Origin of the sequence: Cesiribacter sp. SM1 (assembly GCF_020178975.1) — a bacterium.
In the GTDB taxonomy this organism is placed as follows: Bacteria; Bacteroidota; Bacteroidia; order Cytophagales; family Cyclobacteriaceae; genus Cesiribacter.
Window position 1 is genome coordinate 345,010 of record NZ_JAHXBU010000093.1, and the last position, 23,501, is coordinate 368,510.

Genomic DNA, 23,501 nt, shown 5'->3' on the forward strand with positions numbered 1-23,501 from the left:
GCAAACAAACCAGCCTCAGCCATTAGCCAAAGCCTGCTGCAAAACACTAAAAACAACAAACTCTATGAGCTTAAAAACCCATACCATAAAAATAAACCTCCCTGGCGGTATTGTGCCGGCTGGAGATTTTTACCAGATCCTGCAGGCAGCAGAGAAAGCAGGAGTTGCCAGTTTACGCATTGGTAACAGGCAGCAGCTGTTTTTGGAGGTAGCAGGGGAAAAACTGCAGGGGCTTAGCGAGGAGCTTGTCAGGGCAAACATCATCTTTGAGCTCAATGCTGATGTGCATCCAAACATTGTTAGCTCCTATGTAACGGAAGATGTTTTCTACCATGCCAACTGGCTGCGGGAAGGGGTGTACAAGGATATACTGGATGGCTTCGATTACAGGCCGCAGCTAAAGATTAACCTGGTAGATAATAACCAGACCTTTGTTCCCTTTTTTACCGGCAATCTTAATTTTATAGCATCAGACACCAGCAATTACTGGTACCTGTACATTCGTTTTCCTAAAACCAACATCATATACTGCTGGCCTTCCCTGGTTTATTCAGAAGATATTCCGGGGCTTAGCAGTCTTATTGAGCGCATTATCTTTGCCCATAAAGACAAGTTTTACGATCAGCCCCAGATCAATGGTACCTACTTGCACGACATTGTAAGTGCAGCAGGCAATTTTGTGCTGCAGCCTTTCGAAAGCCCCCTGAAACTGCCGGAATTTACACTTCCCTACTATGAAGGTTTTAACCGCTACGATAATAAGCTGTGGCTGGGGATCTATCGGCGCGATGAGCTTTTTTCACTGCCTTTCCTGAAGGATCTCTGCAGGGTAAGCCTGCAGACGCGCATAGGCCAGCTCTACACCACGCCCTGGAAATCGCTGGTGATAAAAGGAATTGGCGTGGCGGAGCGACATCTATGGGATGGCGTACTGGGCAGGCACCGCATTAATGTGCGGCATGCTTCTAACGAACTTAACTGGCAGATAGAAGATCGCTGCCAGTTTGGGCTGGATCTGAAAACAGACCTGGTAAACAAGTTCAACGAAGAAGATGTGCGCACCTACCGCTTGTGCTTTGCCATTAAAACACAGCCCAAGACAGGCCTTTTCGGATCCATCATTATCAGAACCCAGCATACAGTTGCGGCAGCTACTACCCCCGAACAGGAGCTGTACGAAATCTTGTACACCCGCGACTTTAATCCAAACTCAAAAGAGTTTATATCTTTCAAAAATAGAGTTACGAAAGAAGCACTTAGTGAAACATTGATAGAATTGTGTAACTTCTACTATGAATTGAAGAATGAGCCTGATCTTTTGCTGAACCCGGTATACCTGGATACTGAAGAGGGGGTGGAAAGCACTCCGGTGCAGCAGGTTTATCAGTGCAAACATTGCTTTACTATTTATGATTATAAATTTGGTGATCCTTTAAATAATATTGCCGCCGGTACACCTTTCGAAGCCCTGGATGCCTATCAGTGCACTACCTGCGAAGGGCCTAAAGAAGACTTTGTGCTGGTGGCAGCACCACAACCTTATATCGCCTATGAACCCTGATCTGCTGATCGCCCTGTCTTTACTGATTGTTGGTTTTTTGTATGCATCGGTAGGGCATGGCGGAGCCAGTGGATATTTGGCGGTACTATCTTTATTTGCAGTGCCGGTAATGCTTTACAAACCCATGATTCTGGTGCTTAACATGGTAGTGGCCGGCATTGGCTTTATACAATTTTACAGGGCGGGTTATTTTCGCTGGGATCGCTGCTGGCCTTTTCTGATCAGCTCTATTCCGCTGGCCTATGTAGGATCTATGATTAAGCTGCCGGAAGGGAACTTTCACCTGCTGTTAGGAATTGCATTAGTGGTTCCTGTAATTCGTCTGCTGGGCTTTGGGCCCCGGGAGCAGCAGCATTCGCAACCGGTAAACCTTGCGCTTGCCTTACTGCTTGGCGGAATGATGGGTTTCCTGGCTGGGCTTTTAAATATTGGTGGCGGCATTTTCTTAAGTCCGGTGCTTGTTTTGCTGGCCTGGGCAAATGCCAAAGAAGCAGCTGCAGTAAGCAGTTTGTTTATTGTGCTGAACTCTTTTGCAGGCCTGCTGGGAAATACCGGGCAGGGGTTTGAGCTTAACTATTCCACGGGGCTATGGTTTGTAGCTGCGGTAGCGGGAGGAGCTGTAGGAGCTTATTTTGGAAGTCATCGCTTTGCATTGCCAACCGTGCGCTTTCTGCTGAGCACAGTGCTTTTGCTTGCTTCCGTTAAATTAATTTTCTTTATGTGATGCCGGATATTATTGACAGATACGGAAGAACTTTCAAGACTCTAAGGGTTAGCCTGCTAAGTGCCTGCAACCTTGGGTGTGTGTATTGTACCCTGGGCGAAAACACAGATATGTTTAAAAAAGCACAGGCACCCGTAGAGCGTTTCCTGGATCACATTGCCCGGCTACATAAAGAACTGGACCTGGAAACCATCAGGCTTACGGGTGGGGAACCTCTGCTCTACCACGATCTGCCCCTCCTGATTAAAGGCATAGGGGCTATAGGCATTCCTGAAATCAAAATTACCACCAATGGCTTTCTGCTGGAGCGCCTGGCAAGGCCCCTGAAAGATGCAGGGCTGCAGTCGGTAAACGTTTCGCTAGATGCCGCAGAAGAAGCCACCTTTTACCGCATGAGCAAGCGCCGGGGACTGCAAAAGGTGCTAACCGGCATAGAAGCAGCTATAGAGGCAGGGCTGGATGTGAAGATCAACACTGTGATCATGCGAGACCTGAACGACGATCAGCTCCTGCCACTGGCACGTTTTGCTTTCTCAAAAAATATTCAGATCCGCTTTCTGGAAGTAATGGCCATGGGGCACCTGCACCAGCAGGCCGGGCAGTATTTGTATACCCAGGAAGAAGTGCTTAATTGCATGGCCACCGCTTACAGTTTTGAGCCGGAAGAAAGAAAAAAATCAGCAACGGCCAACTACTGGCGTACTTCCGGGGGCCACAGTTTTGGTATAATTGCTAACGAGAGCGAGCCCTTCTGCCACGACTGCAACCGGCTAAGATTAGATGCCCAGGGCAATATCTACGGCTGCCTGAGCAGTAATAATCCTATCTCCGTTAAAGATGCAGGTAGCAGCGAAGTATTACGCAGCAGGTTAAGCCAGGCATTGCAGCAAAAGCAGGCGCTTAAGTTTACCGGCAGCGAACTAAGTATGCTGGAGATTGGCGGGTGATTTTTTCTGCCCAATGAAGATGGCCAGAGGCACAAGCTGATGCTTGCGCCCTAACATAAAAATAACAGATCTACATTCTATATAATGAAAGTACAGGTTTTTGCATCATTAAAAGAGCATTTTGAGCAGGAGTTTGAGTTAGCGGAGCCTATACAAAATGTTGAAGCACTAAAAGCACATTTAGCCGAAAAGAATGGAGCAGCTGGTGGCATTCTTAGTGTTTGCCGCTTTGCTGTTGACGATACATTTGTGAAAGATGATTACAGGCTGCAGAAGGGAGATACCATCTGTATACTTCCTCCAAGCAGCGGCGGCTGATCGTGTATTGGCCTTAACTGCGATAATGCATTCTGATTCATGACTCCTGATTCCAGACTCAATCATAAAATGACCATACCCTATTTATCCGCCACCTCTCTAGATCTTGTAGGTTTGCTTGCCTCGGCGCATCATCCGCAGGCAGGGGCTGTTGTTTTATTCAGTGGCGATGTTCGGGATAATAACCTGGGTAAAGCAGTAGATTACCTGGATTACGAGGCACATGAATCCATGGCTTCAAAAATGATTGCACAGGTGCTTGAAGAAGCAAAAAAACGATGGAACCTTAGCATAGCCCTTGCCCAGCACCGTACGGGAAAAGTTGGCGTGGGCGAATCGGCCGTGGTGGTGATCACTGCCTCGCCGCACCGAAAGGAGGCCTATGCTGCAAATCGCTACATTATTGATTTTATCAAGCACGAAGTGCCCATCTGGAAATGCGAATACTTTGCCGATGGCACTTATAAGTGGGGCGGCAACTGCAACTGCCAGGAGGTAACCGGCGATGCCAACAAACATATTTACGAATTTGATGAGCCCCGTGCTTAATGTAAATTGGCTGCATGAAACCAACCATAACCATAGAATACTGCCCGAAATGTGGCTGGATGCTACGGGCCGCCTATATGGCCCAGGAACTGTTAACCACCTTTACTGAAGATGTTTATGGTGTGCTCATACAGCCCAGCGAAGTGAGTGGCCGATTCAACATAAGGGTAGATGATAAAGAGCTGTTTGACCGCAAGCAGGCAGGCAGATTTCCTGAAATCAAGGAGCTTAAGCAGTTGGTACGTGACAGCGTAAACCCCGAAAAAAGTCTGGGCCATTCTGATAAGAAGTAATTTTTGCAGGGGAGCTGTTAGTTGAAACAGGCAAATGGATTATGAGCCGCCGCCTGCGCCCTTCCTGCCTTACATTTTTCAAATCCCGGTATTCAGCAGAATGACAACATTTAATCTTTTACTCAGAGCACAGGAATCTTATTTGAAAACTCCTTTGCTGGGGGTAGTGCTTTGTGGTGGAGAAAGTAAACGCATGGGCAGGGATAAAGGCCTGATGCCAATGGGCGATTCCTGCTGGGCTAAACATGTGGCCGAAAAGCTGGAAGCACTGCAGTTACCGGTAGTGGTTTCCGTAAGTGGCGCGCAGTTCAACAACTACAGTAAAATATTTGCGCGGGAGCAGCTGGTGGTAGATGCAGTTCCCGTTGCCGGGCCACTGAATGGCCTGCTGAGTGTGCATCAGCAATATCAGCACTGGGACCTGCTGCTGATGGCCTGCGATATGATCAACATGGAGTTTAATACCCTTTTCAGCCTAATTCGCATTTACCAGGCCAGCACGCTTGCCGATTTCTATGTGTACCATGAAGAGGACTTTGCAGAACCCTTTGGCGGTATTTACACTGGCCGGGGTCTAAGAAAAGTGGCAAGGCAGGTAGAAGAAAAAACGTTGAAGAATTATAGCCTGAGAAGCATTTTGGAGCAGGGCAGAACCAGAAAAGTACCTATTTCCAGCCGTATATCCTTTACAAACTACAACAGCGGCAGCAATCCTGCAGATTAGTACAGCGGAGTTTACCACCAGCTGCATTTTGCTTTGTTTTCAGTGCATTAACGTGAGTTAAGGATGAGCAATGAGTTAAGGAGGAGCATCAGCGTCAGTTGCTCCTTAATCGTCATCCCCGCGCAGGCGGGGAGCTGTCAGCTAAAAACAGGAATGGTGATTCTACCTGTAACAGCAAACAGATCTCCTGCTTCAGGTGAATGAGGACTTGTATTTAGCTGTAGAAGATGATAACAGGTAGATTATCAACAGCTTCAGCCCATAACTCAGGTTGCATTGATGATAACTGGCAGGCAATAGCTTACGGGTGTAAATATTTAATGCAACTATGTTGCGTTTAATTAGGGTATAGTCTACCTTTGCCCCAGTACAAAATTATTTTTTGCTAATGCGGGCCCGTTTTGTCTCTTTACACCTGGATGCATTTGGATTTTTTGCCTCACTTTTATGTGCCGTACATTGCGCGCTATTGCCCCTTCTGTTAGTTTTCTTACCCCTGGCCCAGCGAACTTACCTGCATAGTTCCCTGGCGGAGGGTATTCTGCTGTTGGGGAGTTTTGCCATTGCAGCTATTTCTTTACGGCTGTCTTACCTTAAGCATCGCAGAAAGCGGGTGCTCATCACCATGTTAAGTGGCTTTTGTCTTATTTCAGCAGGAATAATGCTGGCTCCATCCATGTTAGCAGAACTACTCATGACCAGCAGTGGAGGAGGTTTTGTGGCTATAGGACACTACCTGAACTGGCGCTACACACATAAGTAAATTATTCAGTTACTGATTATCATTCTGCCTTGAAAGTTGCTGTTTTTCGCAACAGCCTGCCAATAACGGTTGCCAGACGGCCGTTTTCAAAGCTAACCAACATTGTGCCGTTTTTACCCCTGATGCACTTGCCATCCTTTCTTAAAACTGCATAACAGGGCCTGCCATTTAGTGAAGGATCGGTCTGGCGGTCTCCCAGGTACACATAAGCCCTCATGCAGGAGCAACGTTGAAAGGCATTGTTAGCAGCTGATCCGCTGGCTGATGCTTCCGTACATATGGCACACCAATGGTAATGCTATCCTGTGGCACATTCAGCTTGAGGGTGCCATGTAGCCGGTCCCAGAGATTGAAGATCACGGAATAGTTGCTGTTCGTTTCCTCCTCCACTACAGAATGATGAATGCCGTGCATGCGCGGTGTTACAATTACACTTGCCAGCTGCCGGTCGGCCTGCTCCGGGAGGCGCAGGTTGCTGTGGTGAAAGTTATTAGCCAGCTCAAAGAAAACCTCGTAAATGAGGGTTGTTCGGGGAGATGCACCAAAGAGCAGCACAAGGCCCGCTTTAAAGGGTACAGAGGTGAAAAGCTCACCGATATGAAAGCGCAGGGCTGTGGTTACGTCCATATCAAGATCGGTATGGTGCACCTGGTGAAAGCGCCACATGAGTGGCCAGCGGTGGTTGAGCCTGTGCCAGATGTAGTTTGTCCAGTCCAGCGCAGCAAAAGCCAGTGTGTCCTTCAGCAGCTGCGGCGCTTTAAGGTGTTGCAGCAGGCCTATGCTGTTTTTTTGCCCCCAGGCAGCTGCCCGTACCATGGCCGGAATCAGAATTAGGCGCAGTACAGGTACAGCTGTGCTTACAATGGCTGCATTTGTTTTCAGGCGGTCCGGCAGCGGCATTTTTTGTTTGCGCAGGGCATAGCGCTTTTCAAGTACAAAAAGTACCCCAACGGCAAGGGCTATTAAGGGGCTGCCTCTAAAATCATAGAGGCGGCGGGTAAGACGGGCTGTATTTTGCTTCATCTCCTATACTACCGCAGCAGGCAATGCTATGTTTTGGGCTTAAGGCTTGTTAAAGCGCCACACCCTAAAGAAACAGGGGATACGTACATGCTTAAATCAGGTCAAACTGAGGGGTTAGCCGCTTGTCAAGCTCATACAAATCTTCCCTGAAATTTATATCTCCGTTATCATCAACAAAAGAGGTGAGGTAAAAGATATAAACAGGCACCTCATCCTCCAGGCTCACAATATCCCGGTTAGTGTTGTTCATCTTGTTTTTTACATCCTGCCTTTCGTATTGAGGAAAGAGCCAGTCGGCCAGCCAGGCCGGCTCTTCCACCCGGATACAACCATGGCTGAAAGCGCGGGTGTATTCTTCAAACAGGTGGTCTGCGGGAGTATCGTGCAGGTAAATGGCATAATCGTTCGGGAACATAAACTTGACCCTTCCCAGGGAATTCCAGGGTCCCGGCTTTTGCCGGATACGATACTGGCGCAGGTTGTCCCAGTCTATTTCTGACGGACTGATCACCCGGGCATCATCACCCCAGCCAGTAAGCACCTCATAATGCCTGCTGCTCAGGTAGCCGGGGTTGTTGCGGGCATTGGGCCAGATCTCATCCATGGCAATGCTGTTGGGCACATTCCAGTAAGGAGAAAAAACAGCATACTGAATTTTATCACTGAAGATTGGCGTTGAATTCATTTGCTCGCCTACTACTACCTTCATGGTTTTGACTTTTTCTCCATCGTCAACCACCTGTAGTTTATATTCCGGCAGGTTTACCAACACATAGGTAGGCGGCATGTCTCCGGAAGAAAACCAGCGGATACGGTCCAGGTTAAGGGCAATCTGCTTCAGCCTCGTTTCGGCAGGTACGTTCATGGCTTCAATCATTTCGGCGGTTATGGTTGGCTGTACCTCCAGCCCCATGCGTACCTGAAAGTTGTTTACTGCAGATATAAGGGTAGAGTCGTAAACAGCGGGGCTTGTCCATTCAGATGGGCCCGCAGCCAGATCGCCGCTTATGTGCAGTCGCTGGCGGATTTGTTCTACCTGCTGGCTGGAGTCTCCGGGCTGTAGCTCACCCTTGCTTTCAATATCCGGCCAGCCGCCGTTCTCCACAATCCTGCTGTAGGTATCGATGTACTGCTGCAGTTTTTCGTACTGGTCGAAGCGTGGCCTGAAGTAATCGAGCGAAGCGTTTACCTCTCCGCTTTCCACAGCCTGCTGAAGATGGGTGTAGAGGGTGTCTGGCGCTACAGGCTTAATATGCCAGGAGTTGTAGTAGTTGCCAGGTTTTACTTTACCGGTGGCAATAACATCTGCCAGTTTTAAATAGGTAGCAGAGAGTAGCAGGTCCAGTTTGGCACCTGCTTCAGCGCTGTTTTCCTGCTGAACCTGCTCTATCAGGGTTTGGATAGTATCTACAGGATAAGAATCGGGGTTAAGACCCTCCTGCTCAATATTCCTGATGGTGCTGACAAGGCGTGCTGCAGTGCCGGCGGTCCAGGCAGGGCTATAGTTGCGCTTACTGTAAAAGCTGTAAAGATCTTCGGTAACCTGAGCTTCCTTAATTTTTGGCAGGTTTGTTTTCAGCTCGGCAGAATCAACCCACTGCTCAATAAAACTGCCGGCTTCTTCTCTGGAGTATTGAAAGCTGTTTCCCGCTTCTTCATCGCCAGAGGTGCTGCCTGAAACATTGGGCTGCCTGTTGCTTCCGTCACTGTTGCAGGCGATAAACATTGGTACACACAATAAAAGTAGGAGGTAGTTTGCAATTTTTTTCATTAGTATCAGAATCTTTTACAGGGCAAAGGGGGATTGGAGGGTTATATAAAAAATCCCTTTGCTGTTGTGCTACAAACAGGCTGAACTCCAGCTTTTTAGCGTTCTTCAGCCTGTTTATGCATTAAATTGATCTCTCTATTTCTTAAACACAATGCCAGCAACAATAAGGCCTGCCAGCACGGCTGCTGCAGCTGCCGGAACAGTTTGATGACGCCCCATCCAGCCTACTATGCTTTTATCTTTTGACTTAGCATCAAAGCGGCCATGGGAGCCAAAGTTTCCAGGGGCTGGCTCAAACAGGTTGTCGAGGGGCTCTTTTCCTTTGGGCTCATTAGTTTGCTGTCCTTTATAGCCATTTTTTGCAAGTACCCAGTCGCCCACAATGGGTAGTATTTTATTGCCCAGTACAGCCTGCAGGGTTGGGAAGCCCACTTTATATTCGCGCTCCGGGTGGTAGGCTGCATGGTAAACAGATCTTGCGGCTGCTTCAGGCTGGTAAATGGTACCCATGGGTCTTGGCTTGTTGGGCATCCGGTTACGCATCCAGTCGAACTGCGGGGTGTTCATGGCAGGCATTTGCACCATTGTAATCTGAACGTTGCTCTTGTCGTGAATCAATTCGGAGCGAAGAGAATCGTAAAAGCCCTGGGTGGCATGTTTTGCACCACAGTAGGCCGACTGCAGCGGGATGCCCCTGTACGCAAGAGCAGAACCAACAAAAACAATACAGCCTTTGTCTTTGGGCAGCATATACTTTAGCGCAGCCTGTGCGCCATATACCTGCCCCAGGTAGGTTACGTCTGTTACCCGCTTGTATTCTTCGGCTTTCATTTCCTTTACAGGGCTCAGTACACCCACCATGGCATTGTTTACCCAAATATCAATGGTGCCCCATTTTTCTACTACTTCAGCAGCCACTCTTTCCATTGCTTTTGCATCTGCTACATCTGCAGAAAAAGTAAGGGCCTGGCCACCAAAATCTTCAACCTCTTGTTTTGCCTGTTCCAGGCGTTCTTTTCCGCGGGCAATAAGCGCTATTCTGGCGCCATTTTTGGCAAATTCATTTGCAATAGCCCTGCCAAGGCCGGCAGAGGCGCCGGTTATTACTACTACATCTTTGTTGTTGTCTTCCATATCAGGTTTAATTCTTAAAAAATATTCCACTTTCTTTTTCTACCATAGCTGCCTGCCGGCATGGCATCGTACACCGCACCGGCAGCGGCTGCATATACCGCATGGTGAAGAACGTCGGTAGCTATTTGCTTTGCAGGCCACTTGGTAACAGGCTTGGCGGCTCCTGCAGCTGGTAGCATCAGCAGGGCTGTGCCCCACACAGTACCAAAATGTATCAGGCTTGCAGGAGCTCCACGCAGGCCGGCCAAATCAAGTACACCCCTGGCAATACCCCAGCTGGTACCATAAGCAAAATGCATCAGCTGGCTGAACTGTTCTTTGTTGGCTTCTACCTTTTCCTCCAGCTTTTCTTCCTGCTTATCGTTATTGTCTTCTGCCTTTGCCGTTTCAAGCGCTGCTTTTCCCCTGGGTTCTACTCCCAGGGCTTTTCCGGCTACCTTCATGGGCGCATCGCTGCTGCCCCGGCCGCTTAGCTGCATCTCTATCATTTGAGAGATGGTAATGGCAACGGTACCGGCTAAACCGGCAATCAGTCCCCTGCCAAGGGCTCCGCCAACTTTAGATAAGGAGATAAAAAAATTATTGTCTGACATTAAGATGTGTGTTTTGGTTGCTAAAGGGCATTTTGTGTAACCCCAGCCATCAAACGGCTGCTACACTTTTCGCTCAGTTTAATGCTGAGCCTAGTATTGAAACGTGATCGCAGGCGTTTGGTTAGAACAGCAGCATTGTTCCTGTTTATTTTCTTTAGCAGGATTGTAAACAGTTTTCTGCTGTTAACTTTCCGGACTAATTGATGGATTGTAGGGGTTTTATAAGGTTGCTGTTAGGGAATAAGGCCTGTGCAAAGGGCTTGTATATTGTTTTATGTAGAGGGAAGGCTGGCTTTGTGCTGTATCAGGAATTTGCAAGGGAAGATTGCTGCCGCAGTGCATTTAATCTTCTGTTTTATCTTTATCGTAACGGGCCCGCTTATAATCGATAAGTGTACCAATGAGTGAGGCATGTACAAACGTCTGGGGCAGGTTGCCAAGCCACTCCCCGGTATCAGGATCTGCCTCCTCGGGCATTATGCCAATATCATTCATGTAAGGCAGAATGGCATCCAGACTTGCTTCTACCTTCTGCCAGTTTTTTCTCATTACCCAATATTGAGCAACCCAAAGGCTGCCTGCTAAAAAAACACCTTCCTTTTTAGCATCAAAGTTTATCAGCTGGCGCCTGTATAGATGATTGTAGCAGTAATCGCGCTCCAGCACCTCAACAGTTTTTATAATTTCAGCTGTCTCTGCATCAACAAAACCCCAGATGGGGAAAAGAACAGCACTGACATCAACCGTTTGGGCACCTGCATAGGCAGCATAAGCACCCTCTGGTGTGAGGCAGTTTTCTTCTATGAATAACCTGATTTGGCCTGCAGCCTGCAGCCAGCGTTTTTTTTCCTGTTCGTCCTGGCTGTGTTTGGCAATGTACTCCAGGCTGCAGGAGGCTATAACCTTGCTGGAGGTAAAATGCTTTTTGGTTTTTTCTTCCCACATACCATGGTCGGGCTCCTGCCAGTGTTCGCATACATAGTTGGCAAGCATGCGAATAGTTTCCCAGTGTTCGCGGGTATTAAAGGCATTGTAAATAACCTTTGCGGCAATTAACACATTGCTGCTGGCATCCAGCTGCAGCTGGTTATTAGCATTGTTGCCAATCCGCACAGGACGGCTGTTGCGGTAACCCTGCAGCGGAATTTCCTGCTCATGTGGTGCAGGTTGCTCATCCAGTGTAAAAAACGGCACAACAGGCTCCTTTAGCCTGTGCATGGCCGAGCAGATAAAACTTAGAAACTGCCGCTCTTCCACACCATCGCTGCCAGCACGGGTGAGTGCACTCACAATCATGGCGGCATCGCGCAGCCACACATAGCGGTAATCGTAATTACGGTCGCCCTCCAGTACTTCTGGTAAAGAGGTGGTAGCGGCAGCTATTACGCCACCGTTCAAATGAAAGGTAAGCATGCGCAGCAGCCTAAGGGAATTATGTACCTCTTTTTCGTATGGGCCTTTATAAGAAATATGGCTGGCAACCTTTGCCCAGTTTTCCAGGGTTTGCCGGTAAGATTCCTCTATTAGTATTTCATGACATTCAAAGGTCTTTTCCGCCAATGCAAACCATGCCTTTTCACCTTCCGGAATGTTGCAGCAGACAGCATCTTCCTGAATCTCCAAAGGATGTGAAGCATAGAGATGCAGGTTAAAATCTATGCAGGCATGCTTCTCTTCTCTTAGTTCTAGCACCGCTCTGCTGCGGGCATAATTAGGGCGTGGTGTTAGCCTTAGTGTAACAGGAAGGGGCGCTGCAGAAAGGCGGCGACAAATTCCGTAAAACCTGCCATTCAGGGGCATCCAGTCTTCCAGAACAAGCTCTCCGGCAGGGCAGCTAAGCCGGGTGCGCAGTATGGCACTTTCAGCAATGTACTCCCGCTCCTTAAACGAAAGTCCGTTGCTGAGCAGCTGCCAGCTGCCCCCCTTCTCCGGGTCCAGCAGGTAGGCCAGCATGGCGGGCTTGTCGAACCTCTCGGGGCAATACCATACAACGTTGCCCTGCTTATCCAGCAGTGCGCAACTACGCCTGTCGCCAATGAGGGCCAGATCGGGTAAAGAAACAAAGGCTGCAGAACGAGGGGCTGATTTCATTATGATAGCAGAATAGCTCTTTGGGAAACCAGCCCCTGCTGTAATTGTTAAGCGGCGTGCAGATGAAGGAATAAAAACGGGCCTTCAGCAGGCTGAACAGCACCTGAAAGTGGGTGTAATATAAATGTAATATCCAGGTAAAATTCCACACTTTTTAGCAGAATATATCTACAGCTGTAGAGTCATTCCTCAGGAATTTAGAAAGGGTGAATACAGGAGAAATGGCCTTAGAATTGAATAGATGCGGTTTTTGCAGCTTTGGTGTGTTTTGGCACGGTCTTTTCCTAATACTTTGGCACATACATTTTATAATTGAGAACTAACATGAAAAAGACAGTATTAACCTTTGTAGCAGTAGCTTTTGGTTCATGTGTAGCATTTGCTCAAACAACCCCAGTTGAAGGAGATCAAACCACCAATACAGAACAAACAGAACAATCTATCACTGTAGATAAAATGTCAGACTCACCTGCTGAGGCAGGCCGTCGTGCCATTAAAGTAGAGGAGCTGCCGGAAGCTGTGCAGCGCTCGCTGAAAAGCGGTGAGTTCAAAGAGTGGAAAGTTGTAACGGTAACAGAGCTTCAGTCAACTCCGGGTACTCAGCTGCAGACAGACAATATGTCTAATACAGGTACAGAAGGTGAGGCTGACAGCCAGCCAGAAGCTGAGCAGGCAGCCATGCTTTACGAAGTAGAGCTTGTATCTGAAGACATGCAGGAAGAAATTCAGGATTCGCAGGCACAAACTGAAGAAATCGCTGAAGAGGCTGCAGAAGAAGGTGTAGTAGCCGAAGAGAAAATGGTAGAAGTTAAAGTGCCAGGTGTAGTGCTTCGTTACGACCACCAGGGTAAACTGCTGTCTCGTGTAGACCGTGCTGCAGGAACCACCCCAACAGGCAACCAGGAATAAACTATTCTAGCTAAACCAAAAATTTGATTCTGAACGCAGATCGCTCAATGTCGGCGCCTGAGGTCCCCATAACCTATTTTTTCAGGTAACGGTATTTTTTAAACTTGATTATGACCAAGAATGCGGAGTGCAGCAGTAGCACTCCGCTTTTTTTTGTACAGCTTAATTTGTACCTTAACCCTGTTTAGCCTTTTTTTATAGAATGAACCACGTTCTGGTAGTAGATGACGATCCGATGTTCCGCCTGATGCTGCGGACTTTTTTGAACAAGAACCAGTTTTCCGTAACTGAAGCAGCTACGGGTAAAGAGGGAATGAAGCAGGTACGCGAAGGTACCTTCGATATTTTACTTACCGACTTACGGCTGCCTGATCATGATGGGATTGATTTGTTACAGGAATCCAGAAATTTGCATCCCCAGACACCTGTAATCCTGATGACCAGCTTTGGGGATATCAAAACAGCCGTGCGCGCCATGAAGCTGGGCGCGTATGAGTATGTTACTAAGCCGGTAAATCCTGATGAGATTCTTATGACCATGCAGGCTGCCCTGAAAAGATCGCAGGAAAGCGGGAGAGGAGCAGCCGAGGATGAGCTTGAGTTTGTGCAGGGCCAGTCGGAAGCAGCAGGTCAGATCCGCGAGTTTATTGAACTGGTTGGGCCAACCCGTATGTCGGTGCTCATACAGGGCGAAAGTGGTACTGGTAAGGAATACATAGCCAAAATGATCCACATGAACAGCAAGCGCAGCCAGCGCCCCTTTGTGGCAGTAGATTGTGGCACCCTTACCAAAGACCTTGCTGCAAGCGAGCTGTTTGGTCACCTGAAAGGCTCTTTTACAGGTGCCTATGCCGATAAAAAAGGGCAGTTCCAGGAGGCACATACCGGCACGCTGTTTCTTGATGAAGTAGGTAATTTGCCTTATGAGGTGCAGGTTAAGTTATTGCGGGCTTTGCAGGAACGCAAGGTGCGCCAGCTGGGCAGCAATACCGATCACGAAGTGGATGTACGCATTATAGCGGCCACAAATGAAAACTTACTGCATGCGGTAGAAGAAGGCCGTTTTAGGGAAGACCTCTACCACAGGCTTAATGAGTTTGGCATATCGGCCCCGGCATTACGCGAGCGTGTTGCTGATATTGAACTCTTTGCCAGGCATTTTCTCAAAAACGCAAACCATGAGCTTGAAAAGGAAGTATCTGGTTTTGATGCTGAAGTACTGGAGATATTCAGAAATTACAGCTGGCCGGGCAACCTGAGGGAGCTGAAAAATACTGTAAAAAGAGCTGTATTGCTTACCCGCAGTACAACAATAAGCCAGGAGCAGTTGCCGGAGGAGCTGGTCCTGCAGGCGCAGTCGGCAGAGGCAGAGCCCGCTCCTGTGGTAGCAAGCGGGGGCAGCAGTACAGTAGACCTGAAGGCCATAGCCGAGCATAACGAACGGGAAATGATTCGTAAAGCACTGCAGCAGGCTAACTTTAATAAGTCGAAAGCTGCCCGCCTGCTGAATATCGATCGTAAAACCCTTTACAACAAGCTGAAACTCTATAATATGGAGGTTTGATCCATCATCAGATCATCCTGATGATCAGGAAAATTTCTTACTCTTACCGAATTATCGGGAGACTGATAAAATATAAAAACGGCCCTGGAACTGATTCCAGGGCCGTTTTTATGATAAGGTACCATGGCTTTGATCATGCTGCTTACGATCCTTCTCTTTGGAGAGAAAGATGCGCTTTATGGGCTACCAGCTGCCCTGGCTGGCTGCGCTGGCAGCAGTTTCCTGAAGCTCGGCCTGCACAAAAGACATAATTTGTAGCGCCTCAGTGCGGAATTCTGCCACCCATGCGGTGCGAACTTCTGCCGGAGCTTCCTCCAGCTCCATGCGGCGCAGCAATTTAGCAGCCTTCTCGGCTTTGAATTGCTTTACTGAAGGAAACATCTTATGTGCCAGCTCTTTTAACTGGCCCCAGTTCTGCTGCTGGCAATACTGCTCCATCAGTGGCAGGTACTCATTGGTATTCTCCAGAAAGGTGCACAGCATGAGCTTTAATGCATCGGGATCGCCGCCGGAATATTTTTGATAAATTTCAATGCTATACCCACTCTGTTGAACAGAGGCGGGAGCCGGAGCCTGTACTTTAGTACTTACTTTTTTGCCAGCTTCTGCTGGTGGCGCAGGTGCTGCATCTTTCCAGATGGTAGCCAGGAGCTGCAACAGCTCACTTTCCTGGAAAGGTTTGAGCAGATAGGCTGTCATGCCCAGCTCAAGGTAGCGGGCCAGGTCTGTTTTCATAGCGTTTGCAGTTACCGCTACTACAGGTATCTGGCTGTTATTTCCTGTTAACTGCCTTACTTTCTCTAACAGTTGCAGCCCACTCATACCGGGCATGTTCATGTCGGTTAGCACAAGGTCGTAACGACGGGCGCCCAGTTTGTTTAAAGCTTCCTGCCCGCTGTTGGCTATTTCAGTAGGAATATGCCACTTCTGTAAAATGGTATTGAGCAGGAGTACGTTCAGCGGGTCGTCGTCTACCACCAGTACCTGCATATTTTGCCAGGTTGCAGGAATGCTTTCGGGCTTGCTGATAAGCGGTGCCTGTTCTTCTACCGGCCTGCCTTTAGGGTAAGGAATTGTTATGTAAAATACGGTACCCCTGCCTTCGCGGCTCCTAACACTTATTTCGCCACCCTGCAGGTCAATAAGCCTTTTGGTAATGGCAAGGCCAAGGCCGCTGCCACCATAGCGGCGTGTAATGGAGGGGTCGGCCTGCGTAAAGCTTTCAAAGATCTGTTTGAGCTTTTCTGCGGCAATACCAATGCCTGAGTCAGAAACGGTTATATCTACCAGGTATTTGCCAAAACCGTTATCACGTACCCGGCATTTTAACTTAACGGCTCCGCTATCGGTGAACTTAACGGCATTGCCCAGTAAATTATACAGGATCTGCTGAAGCCTGAAGGGATCGCCCTTTATATAAGCGGGTGCCAGCGGCAGGTCGGGCTTAAACACCAGGCCTTTTTCAGTAGCCCTGCCGTTAATAAGCTGGGTAGTTTGCTGTAAAATCTGGAGCAGGTCAAAATCGATCTTTTCAAAGCTGATCTGCCCTGCTTCGATCTTGCTCATGTCAAGAATATCATTTACAGTTGAAAGCAGGAAGTCTGATGAAAAGCGGATGGCCTCTACCTGCTTACGCTGTTGTGCCGGCAGTGCCTGCTGCCGGAGCTGTTCAGAAAAGCCAACAATGGCATTGAGGGGTGTTCTGATCTCATGGCTCATGTTAGCCAGGAATTGTTCCTTTACCTGGCGTAACTGTTCTTCTTTACGGCGGGCTTTTTCCAGCTGCGCTTTCAGAAAGTTGCTTCGGCTAATATCGCGGATTACCAGTGCAACAAACACAAAGCTGGTAACAAGGCCTGTACAGCTGATCAGGAATATGATGAGCGAAGCTTCATCTACCATATGCTGTGCCTTGCGGATGCGGTTATTCGAGATGGCGGTTTCTTCCTGCTCCATCAGGTGAATAATGCGCCTGATCTGCTCCATTACTACCTGGTCGAATGCCAGTAGCTCCAGCTCCTGCTTGCTAAGCTGCCGGCGGTTACTGGTTTCTTCCCTCTGGATTTCACGCAACATCTTGCGCATTCCGTTTATGAGAGAATCTGCCATTGGCTGTGCCAGCACAATAGTATCTACACTTACTTCTTTAGTGGTGGTAACAAGGCTGCTGTCTCCCATGGTAACCACAGGAGCCTTTTTATCCCTGGCAAAGATCTTGTTGAGTATACCTTTTTTCTCAACCTTTTCCATGCGCACCTTTGGGGGTGGTGGCAAATCTCTTTTTACTTCCCGCTCTATTTTTTTAAGGGTAGTGTTTACCGATACAGGATCATTGGCCTGATCTTGCAGGCGCTTCAGGGCTTTATCAGTAAAAACGGGTCTGTCGAGCTGGGTTTTTAGAACAGTAAAAGAGTTTAAACCTTCAACTTTTTTATTGATCAGGGTGGTGAGGGTATCTAACCTTCTCTGCCAGCGTTCATCCTGGTTTGCTTTTTTCAGGGAGTTAAGCTGCTTGTATACATCAGCCGTATTCTCCTCGTATGCTTTGAGGTAAGTATTATCCTGGGTAAGGCTGTAGGCGCGTAAATGACTCTCTGAGTCTGACAGGCTGGTAAGCAGCTGGCTCAGGTGAACCGGCATGGAGTTAGGCTTTGCCAGGGTTTCGACAGACTGCGAAATTTGCCTGAAACTGGTAATGGCAAAGTACAGGGCAACCACCAGACCGATGGTAAGGAGGCCAAAGGCTAGAAATACCTTTACCTTAGTCGACTTTGTAATGCTTCCGAACGTAGCCAATAGATTCTCTTAATTTTCTTATCAACGAAAAGTTACAAAAAATCATTCATACCAGGGGCTTGTATTAGTGTTAAATAGGGCTTGAGCTGCCTTAAGCACAATTAATGCCCCTGAAAGCAATAATGGAGAGGCAGGCAGCCTCTCCATTAGAAGGCTATTTTCTGTTGTAGAGGGTGTTTCCGGCAGCTTCGTATTTGTCTCCGCCTCTCCAGAATGGAGCCTGTGCGGCGCCGGCAATTTTTTCTGCAGCTAAAATAAACGACTGAATATAGCGGCTAACATAGCTAAAGTTGATGCTTTCGGCCTCATCGGCGGGCTGGTGGTAGTATTGCATAAGCGCAGCATCGAAGGCCGTCATGCCCATGGAGTAGGTGGGTGCCGGTATACCTGCCCTGGCAAAATGTACGTTATCGGAGCGGTCAAAAAGATTTTGCTGAGGCACCGGATCCTGTATGGCCTCCAGGCCAAAAGCCTGTGCCGCAGCCTGAAGGTCGGCTTCCGCCTCGGTACGCTCCAGGCCAATGACGGTTACTTTTGTGGTATCGTTATAGCCGGCACCATCAATGTTCAGGTTGAATATTATCTGGCTGAGGGGAACGGGCGGATGTTCTGCAAACCAGCGGCTGCCGAGCAGTCCTTTTTCTTCGGCTGTCCAGGCTGCCAGTAGCACAGAACGTTTCGGAGGATTTTTTGAAAAATAGTCTGCGGCCATCAGCAAGGCTGTTACACCCACGGCATTATCGCGGGCACCGTTGTATATGCTGTCGCCATTTACGGCACTGCCTATGCCCACATGATCGTAGTGGGCAGAGAGCATAACATACTCCTGCTTAAGTTCAGGGTCGGTACCTTCTACTACTGCCAGTATGTTGGAGCTGCTCAAAACCTGCTCTTCTTTACCTGAAATGCTGAAACTTAGCTGGGGCCGCTTTTGACTTTTCAGGCTCTGATGCAGGCTATGATTGGTATCATTCAACCAGATAAGCGGGAATGTAGAGGGCGTGGCTGCATTACTGCTGCCCAGAATAAATTTGCTGCCAGACAGGTAAGGTGCCAGCTGATTCCAGGATCTTTGCTGGTTGTGGAAAAGCTCAACCAGGCCTAATGCACCAAGCTCCTGTAATTTTTTAAGTTTATCGGCACTTGCTGTAAGCTGTGCCTGGGGGCTTGCGCCTGCTTCTGTTCCGGCTTTGGCTATTACCCATTTTCCCCTCACCTGGTCGGCTGTAACTTCCGCTCCTGTGCCCCAGTCGAGCACCACTGCAGAGCCCTGTAAGCTGCCATTTTGCCCCTGGCGTACCACAAAGTCCTGGCTGAGTGTAAAAGATTGCTTACCAATTTTCAGCTCGCCCTGCAGGGGTGGCTTTGCCTGCAGGAAGGGAACGCGCTGCCGGTAGTTTTCGGCATCGGGCAGGCTTTTTAGATTTCGGGAGCGAAAGTAGGAGGCCAGGTATTGGGCTGCTATTTCTATTCCGGGGCTGCCAACATCACGCCCCTCCAGCTCATCGGCTGCCAGAAAGCGAACGTGCATTTCTACTTCTGGCTGTTCTACCTGGCTTCTTATCTTGGCCAGTGCATCTGTTTGCTGAGCCTGCAGGCTGATGCTGCCCGTAAGTAATACAGTAAATGCCAAAAATGATGAGCGTAACATATAATGATAGTGGTGAAAAGTTTTTGGTGATCAGGACAAAATAGCAATCCGCTAACATAACGAAGTGCTTGAATATAATTATCTGTATTTGTAAAAAGGCTGCCAGTAAATGGTACTGGCAGCCTTTCAGGATTCACGCTGGTAGCATCAGATTGTTTCGGGCAGTGTATGGGTGCGGCCCCTGTTTACTTCTTTCAAATAAGCCATGAGTGGCTCGAAGTAGCTGAGCATGGCTTTGGCGCTTAAATCTTCGCCGGTGGTTTCTCTTAACAGCTCACGCCAGTCGCGGGTTGCGCCCGGCCGCAGCAGGTCTTTGAGGAAGTCTCCTACTTTTTCGTTGCCGTAGTAGTTGGTGCTGCGCGGGTCCTGGTTAAGAATGTTGCGGGCTACATGGTCGTGCAGCTGGAACAGCAGTGCATAGCTGATGGCATAATCGTAGTACTGGGCCGCATCGTTGTTGATGTGGGTTTTAGAGGCGGCGTCGGTATATTCTTCCCCGCGTACTGCCGGTGGCACCATGCCCTGGTATTTCTCTGCAAGCTCCCACCAGCGCTTGTTCAGCTGGTCTGCAGGCAGGTCGTTTGCATATAAATCGTGCTCAAAATGCGTCATCACCCCTGCTGAGAAGGGGATGAACACAATGTAGTTGAGGGCTTCTTTCAGTAGTGATTGTGTTTCATCTGTCTTAGTGTTGGGATCTATCAGGCCCAGGCCGGCAATAAAAGGTTTTTGCATGGCGGCTAATCCCATCATGCTGCCCACAGCCTCATGAAATGCACGGTTGGCCCCTCCGCGCAGGAGTGGTGGTACATCGGGATTGGTATAGCTGATATAGTAGTAGATATGGCCCAGCTCGTGGTGAGTGGTTTCGTACCACTCTTCGTTTGGTATTACACTCTGCAGTGCACGTACATCTTCTTCAAGATCCATGTGCCAGGCAGAGGCATGGTTGTTCTTTTTATAGGTTGCATCGGCAGGAGCAGGGTAAAGGCTGCTCTTTTCCCAGAAAGACTGTGGCAGGGGCTGAAAGCCCAGGCTGATGTAAAAACGCTCGGCCTGTTGTACCAGCCACTCCGGGCCTTTTTCTTCCAGTACAGGATCAAGGTTTATGCCTTCTACTTCTACCATTGGGCTCCAGTCCTGGCCCCAGCGGTTGGGCAGCCAGTGGGCAGGCAGCATAGCTGGCACCTCCTGCACACCATAGCGTTTGGCAAGCTCGTAGCGGGCATAGGTGTGGAGTTCGCGGTACAGCGGCCATATATCCCGAATCAGCTGCTGGTTCAGCGCCATCATTTCATCGGAGGTCATGCCATAGTCGCTTACCTGGTAGGCAAAGTAGTTGTCGTAGCCCAGGGCTTCTACTGTTTCGTTGCGCAGGCGGCGCAGGTTTAACAGGCCCTCGCGCAGGCCGGTGCCCACTTCTTTTGAGGCGGCCCAGGCATTCTGGCGGCTATCCAGGTTCATGGTGCCCTTCAGAATATTATCGATGTCGTTGGTGCTTACCGACTTGTTGTCTACTTTAAAGTCGTAGCCAAACAAAAGTTCGGTTTGCTGTGCTTCTGCTTTTATACGCTCTTTTACCAGGTCTTCTACCGTAGCAGGATTGTTGGCTGCAGTATATAAGATTGTTTGTAGTTGTTTTACCTGTATGGGGCGCAGCAGTGCCTCCTGCTCCAGCAGCTCTCTTGCTTTCTCTATGTTTTCGCTGCTGCCGGTAAAGCGGGCATAAGCTTCGTTAGCTTGTTGTACCTTCCAGGCGTTTGTTGTATCGCCGGGTATTATGCGGGTGTTGGAGGCCCATTCCGCTTCGGCAGATTCGTAGTAAAGCTTTTTAAACTGCTGGGTATAATCATCAATGAAATGCTGTGCCTGCAACTGAGCTTCACTCTCTGTTGTGCTGGTTTCAGAAGGTGACTGGGAACAGGAAAAAGTGCCGGTTGCCAGCACTAACAGTAAAAATTTTCTCATAATTAGTAAGTAAATCCAGATTGTGCTAATGTACTGAAAACTACTTAAAGGTTATAGAGTTGCAACCCTTAAGAGGCTACAGCGTTATTTTAATTACTTTTTAAACTGTTGGTAGAGGCGAATTTTTTTAAGATTATGGGATTTTTACAACCTAAACGTTTACACAACTCCAAGGGAGAGGTAAGAAAAGTAGGAATTGAAATAGAGTTTGGTAATGTGCCAATTGAAAAAACGGCCGATATTATCATGGAACTCTATGGCGGGGAGCTTAAGCGCGAAAACCGCTTTATGCAGAAGGTTGAGAATACCAGTCTGGGCGATTTTTCCATAGAAATGGATGCCCGCATGCTTACGGAAAAAGCTTACCTGAAACCCCTGCAAAAGCTTAACATTGACATCAGCAAAATACAGCTGGGCGATTCGAACCTTGAATCGGGCCTGGAGGATATGCTGGAGGGGGTGGTAAGCATGGTGGTGCCATACGAGGTTGGTACACCACCGGTGCCCATTACAGAACTGCACCAGCTGGAGCGCCTGCGTGAGAGCCTTTTCAGGCATGAGGCAAAAGGCACCCGGGCTTTTCCTACCAATATATTCGGAACGCACCTGAACCCCGAGGTTCCTGATGAAGCGCCGGGCACCATATTAAATTACCTGAGGGCCTTTCTGCTGATCTATCCCTGGATGCTGCGCAGTGCCGAGATTGATATTGCCCGCAGGCTGTCTCCTTATATAGACCCTTTCCCGGAATCTTATGCCGACCTGATTCTGCACATGGGATACAACCCCACCACAGATCAGCTCATAGAAGATTACCACGCCTACAACCCCGACAGGAACCGTCCGCTGGATATGTACCCGCTATTTGCCTGCCTTAATAAGGAGAAGGTTTCTGCATATCCGGATATGGGCATTGTGAAGGATAGACCAACTTTTCATTACAGGCTGCCAAACAGCCAGGTTGAGGAGGAAGACTGGTCTCTTGAAAAGGTATGGAATAACTGGGTAATGATTGAAAACCTGGCAGAAGATAAAGAAAAACTAGAAGAACTGGCCCGGCAGTACTTAAGCATGAAGAAAGACACTTTCATTGGCTTTAATGGTAAATGGGCCAAACAATCAGATAAATGGCTATTATAAGAATAAACAGAACTACTCCTACTATTGGTATTACAGGCCCGGACAAGGGCGGTGGCATGGCCTGGTTTTTTACAGCCCTGGCCGTAAGAATTGCCGGCGGCAGGCCTGTGCGGATTACACCCTCACGCCCGCGTACAGCAGATGGTCTGCAGGCGCTCATCATAGGTGGTGGTGCAGATGTTGATCCGGATGCCTATCAGCAGGAGCATGTAGTGCAGGAGTACCTGAACCAGACCATTAAACATCCCCGCAAAACACTGCTTCAGCGAATTGGACGTTTTGCCCGCATGGCATATTACCCGGCCCTGTTCTTTATGCGCAAGCTGCTGAGCCGTTCCAAAGAGAGGGGCTGGTCGCTGGATAAAGCCCGTGACCACCTTGAGTTTCAATTAATAGACCAGGCAGTGAAAAAAGGTCTGCCCATCCTGGGTATTTGCAGAGGCTCTCAGCTGATCAATGTGTACTTCGGAGGAACACTCTACCAGGATATCAATACATTTTATAGCGAAGAGCCCAATCCATCGAGTGTATTTCCGGTTAAAAGAATACATATTAAAGAAGGCAGCAGGCTGGCGCATGTGGTTGGTGAACATCAGCTTAAAGTAAATGCACTCCATAACCAGGCGGTAAAAGATCCGGGCCATGGTGTGGAGATAGTAGCCAGGGAGGTAAATGATGTGGTGCAGGGAATAGAGCTCACACAAGCGCCATTTGTAATAGGCGTTCAGTGGCATCCTGAATATTTGCCCCAGCGCCGGCAGCAGCGCCGCATATTTAAGGCAATTGTAGAGGCAGCCAAATATGTAAACAGCCAGATTGAAGCGCCGGATATGCATGAGGCACTATCCAGTCCGGTTGATGGAAGGCTTAAGGCCCTGGACAGAGAGGAGTTAGAGGCGCTGGAACAAGGCTACAATACTTAGCGCTTAAGCAAGGATAAACAAAGGTAAGCCATATGCATGCAGCAAGCAGACGTATGGCT

At 48.6% G+C, this 23,501-nt stretch carries 21 protein-coding genes; 12 read left to right on the plus strand and 9 right to left on the minus strand.

Translation table 11 applies throughout. The annotated features are described in order from the left end of the window. Positions 1-64: 64 nt before the first annotated feature. The 8 genes from KWJ01_RS23340 to KWJ01_RS23375 all read left to right on the plus strand — a co-directional run bounded on the left by KWJ01_RS23340 (position 65) and on the right by KWJ01_RS23375 (position 5,879). Positions 65-1,561, plus strand: a complete 1,497-nt coding sequence (locus KWJ01_RS23340) for a rubredoxin domain-containing protein (protein ID WP_224999539.1) — start codon at positions 65-67, stop codon at positions 1,559-1,561. Then, positions 1,551-2,285, plus strand: a complete 735-nt coding sequence (locus KWJ01_RS23345) for a sulfite exporter TauE/SafE family protein (RefSeq protein WP_224999540.1) — start codon at positions 1,551-1,553, stop codon at positions 2,283-2,285. Before KWJ01_RS23340 ends, KWJ01_RS23345 begins: the two co-directional genes overlap by 11 nt. Then, on the plus strand, positions 2,285-3,232 hold the full coding sequence (locus tag KWJ01_RS23350) for a GTP 3',8-cyclase MoaA (protein WP_224999716.1): 948 nt from the start codon (positions 2,285-2,287) through the stop codon (positions 3,230-3,232). Before KWJ01_RS23345 ends, KWJ01_RS23350 begins: the two co-directional genes overlap by 1 nt. A gap of 84 nt (positions 3,233-3,316) precedes the next feature. Next, complete coding sequence (locus KWJ01_RS23355) at positions 3,317-3,550, plus strand: MoaD/ThiS family protein (protein WP_224999541.1); 234 nt, start codon at positions 3,317-3,319, stop codon at positions 3,548-3,550. A gap of 39 nt (positions 3,551-3,589) precedes the next feature. After that, complete coding sequence (locus KWJ01_RS23360) at positions 3,590-4,099, plus strand: molybdenum cofactor biosynthesis protein MoaE (RefSeq protein WP_224999542.1); 510 nt, start codon at positions 3,590-3,592, stop codon at positions 4,097-4,099. Between the two features lie 14 nt (positions 4,100-4,113). After that, positions 4,114-4,392 (plus strand): SelT/SelW/SelH family protein, encoded by a 279-nt coding sequence (locus KWJ01_RS23365; protein ID WP_224999543.1) that lies wholly within the window; start codon positions 4,114-4,116, stop codon positions 4,390-4,392. Between the two features lie 142 nt (positions 4,393-4,534). Next, the gene (locus KWJ01_RS23370; protein ID WP_224999544.1) at positions 4,535-5,116 is read left to right on the plus strand and encodes a molybdenum cofactor guanylyltransferase; all 582 of its coding nucleotides are present in this window, start codon (positions 4,535-4,537) and stop codon (positions 5,114-5,116) included. Between the two features lie 388 nt (positions 5,117-5,504). After that, complete coding sequence (locus tag KWJ01_RS23375; RefSeq protein ID WP_224999545.1) at positions 5,505-5,879, plus strand: MerC domain-containing protein; 375 nt, start codon at positions 5,505-5,507, stop codon at positions 5,877-5,879. Between the two features lie 19 nt (positions 5,880-5,898). On the opposite strand, the gene KWJ01_RS23380 is transcribed toward KWJ01_RS23375, so the two are convergent. The 6 genes from KWJ01_RS23380 to KWJ01_RS23405 form a co-directional block, all read right to left on the minus strand. Beyond that, entirely contained in the window at positions 5,899-6,096 is a 198-nt protein-coding gene (locus tag KWJ01_RS23380; protein ID WP_224999546.1) for a hypothetical protein, read from the minus strand. Next, complete coding sequence (locus KWJ01_RS23385; RefSeq protein ID WP_224999547.1) at positions 6,093-6,902, minus strand: sterol desaturase family protein; 810 nt, start codon at positions 6,900-6,902, stop codon at positions 6,093-6,095. The genes KWJ01_RS23380 and KWJ01_RS23385 overlap by 4 nt, the downstream gene beginning before the upstream one ends. 91 nt (positions 6,903-6,993) lie before the next feature. After that, positions 6,994-8,673 carry a murein L,D-transpeptidase gene (locus KWJ01_RS23390; RefSeq protein ID WP_224999548.1) on the minus strand — a complete coding sequence of 560 codons (1,680 nt, stop codon included), beginning with the start codon at positions 8,671-8,673 and terminating at the stop codon, positions 6,994-6,996. Positions 8,674-8,808: 135 nt separating this feature from the next. Then, the gene (locus tag KWJ01_RS23395) at positions 8,809-9,807 is read right to left on the minus strand and encodes an SDR family oxidoreductase (RefSeq protein ID WP_224999549.1); all 999 of its coding nucleotides are present in this window, start codon (positions 9,805-9,807) and stop codon (positions 8,809-8,811) included. A gap of 14 nt (positions 9,808-9,821) precedes the next feature. Next, positions 9,822-10,400, minus strand: coding sequence for a hypothetical protein (locus KWJ01_RS23400; RefSeq protein ID WP_224999550.1), 579 nt, complete (start codon positions 10,398-10,400; stop codon positions 9,822-9,824). A 342-nt stretch (positions 10,401-10,742) separates the two neighbouring features. Next, entirely contained in the window at positions 10,743-12,491 is a 1,749-nt protein-coding gene (locus tag KWJ01_RS23405; protein ID WP_224999551.1) for a glycoside hydrolase family 15 protein, read from the minus strand. A 324-nt stretch (positions 12,492-12,815) separates the two neighbouring features. On the opposite strand from KWJ01_RS23405, the gene KWJ01_RS23410 reads away from it, so the two are divergent. Together KWJ01_RS23410 and KWJ01_RS23415 are read left to right on the plus strand one after the other, a co-directional pair. Then, on the plus strand, positions 12,816-13,400 hold the full coding sequence (locus tag KWJ01_RS23410; RefSeq protein ID WP_224999552.1) for a hypothetical protein: 585 nt from the start codon (positions 12,816-12,818) through the stop codon (positions 13,398-13,400). 202 nt (positions 13,401-13,602) lie between these two features. After that, positions 13,603-14,964, plus strand: a complete 1,362-nt coding sequence (locus KWJ01_RS23415) for a sigma-54 dependent transcriptional regulator (RefSeq protein WP_224999553.1) — start codon at positions 13,603-13,605, stop codon at positions 14,962-14,964. Between the two features lie 183 nt (positions 14,965-15,147). Here KWJ01_RS23415 and KWJ01_RS23420 read toward each other — a convergent pair whose 3' ends face one another. The 3 genes from KWJ01_RS23420 to KWJ01_RS23430 all read right to left on the minus strand — a co-directional run bounded on the left by KWJ01_RS23420 (position 15,148) and on the right by KWJ01_RS23430 (position 21,379). Continuing rightward, positions 15,148-17,760 carry a response regulator gene (locus tag KWJ01_RS23420; RefSeq protein WP_224999554.1) on the minus strand — a complete coding sequence of 871 codons (2,613 nt, stop codon included), beginning with the start codon at positions 17,758-17,760 and terminating at the stop codon, positions 15,148-15,150. A 154-nt stretch (positions 17,761-17,914) separates the two neighbouring features. Beyond that, a complete protein-coding gene (locus KWJ01_RS23425) occupies positions 17,915-19,393 on the minus strand; it encodes a M28 family peptidase (RefSeq protein ID WP_224999555.1) in 1,479 nt (492 codons plus the stop codon). 165 nt (positions 19,394-19,558) lie between these two features. After that, positions 19,559-21,379, minus strand: coding sequence for a M2 family metallopeptidase (locus KWJ01_RS23430; RefSeq protein ID WP_224999556.1), 1,821 nt, complete (start codon positions 21,377-21,379; stop codon positions 19,559-19,561). Positions 21,380-21,514: 135 nt separating this feature from the next. Here KWJ01_RS23430 and KWJ01_RS23435 point away from each other — a divergent pair, with 135 nt between their 5' ends. Further along, complete coding sequence (locus KWJ01_RS23435) at positions 21,515-22,519, plus strand: amidoligase family protein (protein WP_224999557.1); 1,005 nt, start codon at positions 21,515-21,517, stop codon at positions 22,517-22,519. After that, a complete protein-coding gene (locus tag KWJ01_RS23440; protein ID WP_224999558.1) occupies positions 22,507-23,442 on the plus strand; it encodes a gamma-glutamyl-gamma-aminobutyrate hydrolase family protein in 936 nt (311 codons plus the stop codon). Before KWJ01_RS23435 ends, KWJ01_RS23440 begins: the two co-directional genes overlap by 13 nt. Positions 23,443-23,501: the final 59 nt, after the last annotated feature.

Bases quoted from the DNA above. Each gene is read 5' to 3' on its own strand.
- KWJ01_RS23340 (WP_224999539.1), top strand. From the start codon at position 65: ATGAGCTTAAAAACCCATACCATAAAAATAAACCTCCCTGGCGGTATT.
- KWJ01_RS23345 (WP_224999540.1), top strand. From the start codon at position 1,551: ATGAACCCTGATCTGCTGATCGCCCTGTCTTTACTGATTGTTGGTTTT.
- KWJ01_RS23350 (WP_224999716.1), top strand. From the start codon at position 2,285: ATGCCGGATATTATTGACAGATACGGAAGAACTTTCAAGACTCTAAGG.
- KWJ01_RS23355 (WP_224999541.1), top strand. From the start codon at position 3,317: ATGAAAGTACAGGTTTTTGCATCATTAAAAGAGCATTTTGAGCAGGAG.
- KWJ01_RS23360 (WP_224999542.1), top strand. From the start codon at position 3,590: ATGACTCCTGATTCCAGACTCAATCATAAAATGACCATACCCTATTTA.
- KWJ01_RS23365 (WP_224999543.1), top strand. From the start codon at position 4,114: ATGAAACCAACCATAACCATAGAATACTGCCCGAAATGTGGCTGGATG.
- KWJ01_RS23375 (WP_224999545.1), top strand. From the start codon at position 5,505: ATGCGGGCCCGTTTTGTCTCTTTACACCTGGATGCATTTGGATTTTTT.
- KWJ01_RS23380 (WP_224999546.1), bottom strand. From the start codon at position 6,096: ATGAGGGCTTATGTGTACCTGGGAGACCGCCAGACCGATCCTTCACTA.
- KWJ01_RS23385 (WP_224999547.1), bottom strand. From the start codon at position 6,902: ATGAAGCAAAATACAGCCCGTCTTACCCGCCGCCTCTATGATTTTAGA.
- KWJ01_RS23390 (WP_224999548.1), bottom strand. From the start codon at position 8,673: ATGAAAAAAATTGCAAACTACCTCCTACTTTTATTGTGTGTACCAATG.
- KWJ01_RS23395 (WP_224999549.1), bottom strand. From the start codon at position 9,807: ATGGAAGACAACAACAAAGATGTAGTAGTAATAACCGGCGCCTCTGCC.
- KWJ01_RS23400 (WP_224999550.1), bottom strand. From the start codon at position 10,400: ATGTCAGACAATAATTTTTTTATCTCCTTATCTAAAGTTGGCGGAGCC.
- KWJ01_RS23405 (WP_224999551.1), bottom strand. From the start codon at position 12,491: ATGAAATCAGCCCCTCGTTCTGCAGCCTTTGTTTCTTTACCCGATCTG.
- KWJ01_RS23410 (WP_224999552.1), top strand. From the start codon at position 12,816: ATGAAAAAGACAGTATTAACCTTTGTAGCAGTAGCTTTTGGTTCATGT.
- KWJ01_RS23415 (WP_224999553.1), top strand. From the start codon at position 13,603: ATGAACCACGTTCTGGTAGTAGATGACGATCCGATGTTCCGCCTGATG.
- KWJ01_RS23430 (WP_224999556.1), bottom strand. From the start codon at position 21,379: ATGAGAAAATTTTTACTGTTAGTGCTGGCAACCGGCACTTTTTCCTGT.
- KWJ01_RS23435 (WP_224999557.1), top strand. From the start codon at position 21,515: ATGGGATTTTTACAACCTAAACGTTTACACAACTCCAAGGGAGAGGTA.
- KWJ01_RS23440 (WP_224999558.1), top strand. From the start codon at position 22,507: ATGGCTATTATAAGAATAAACAGAACTACTCCTACTATTGGTATTACA.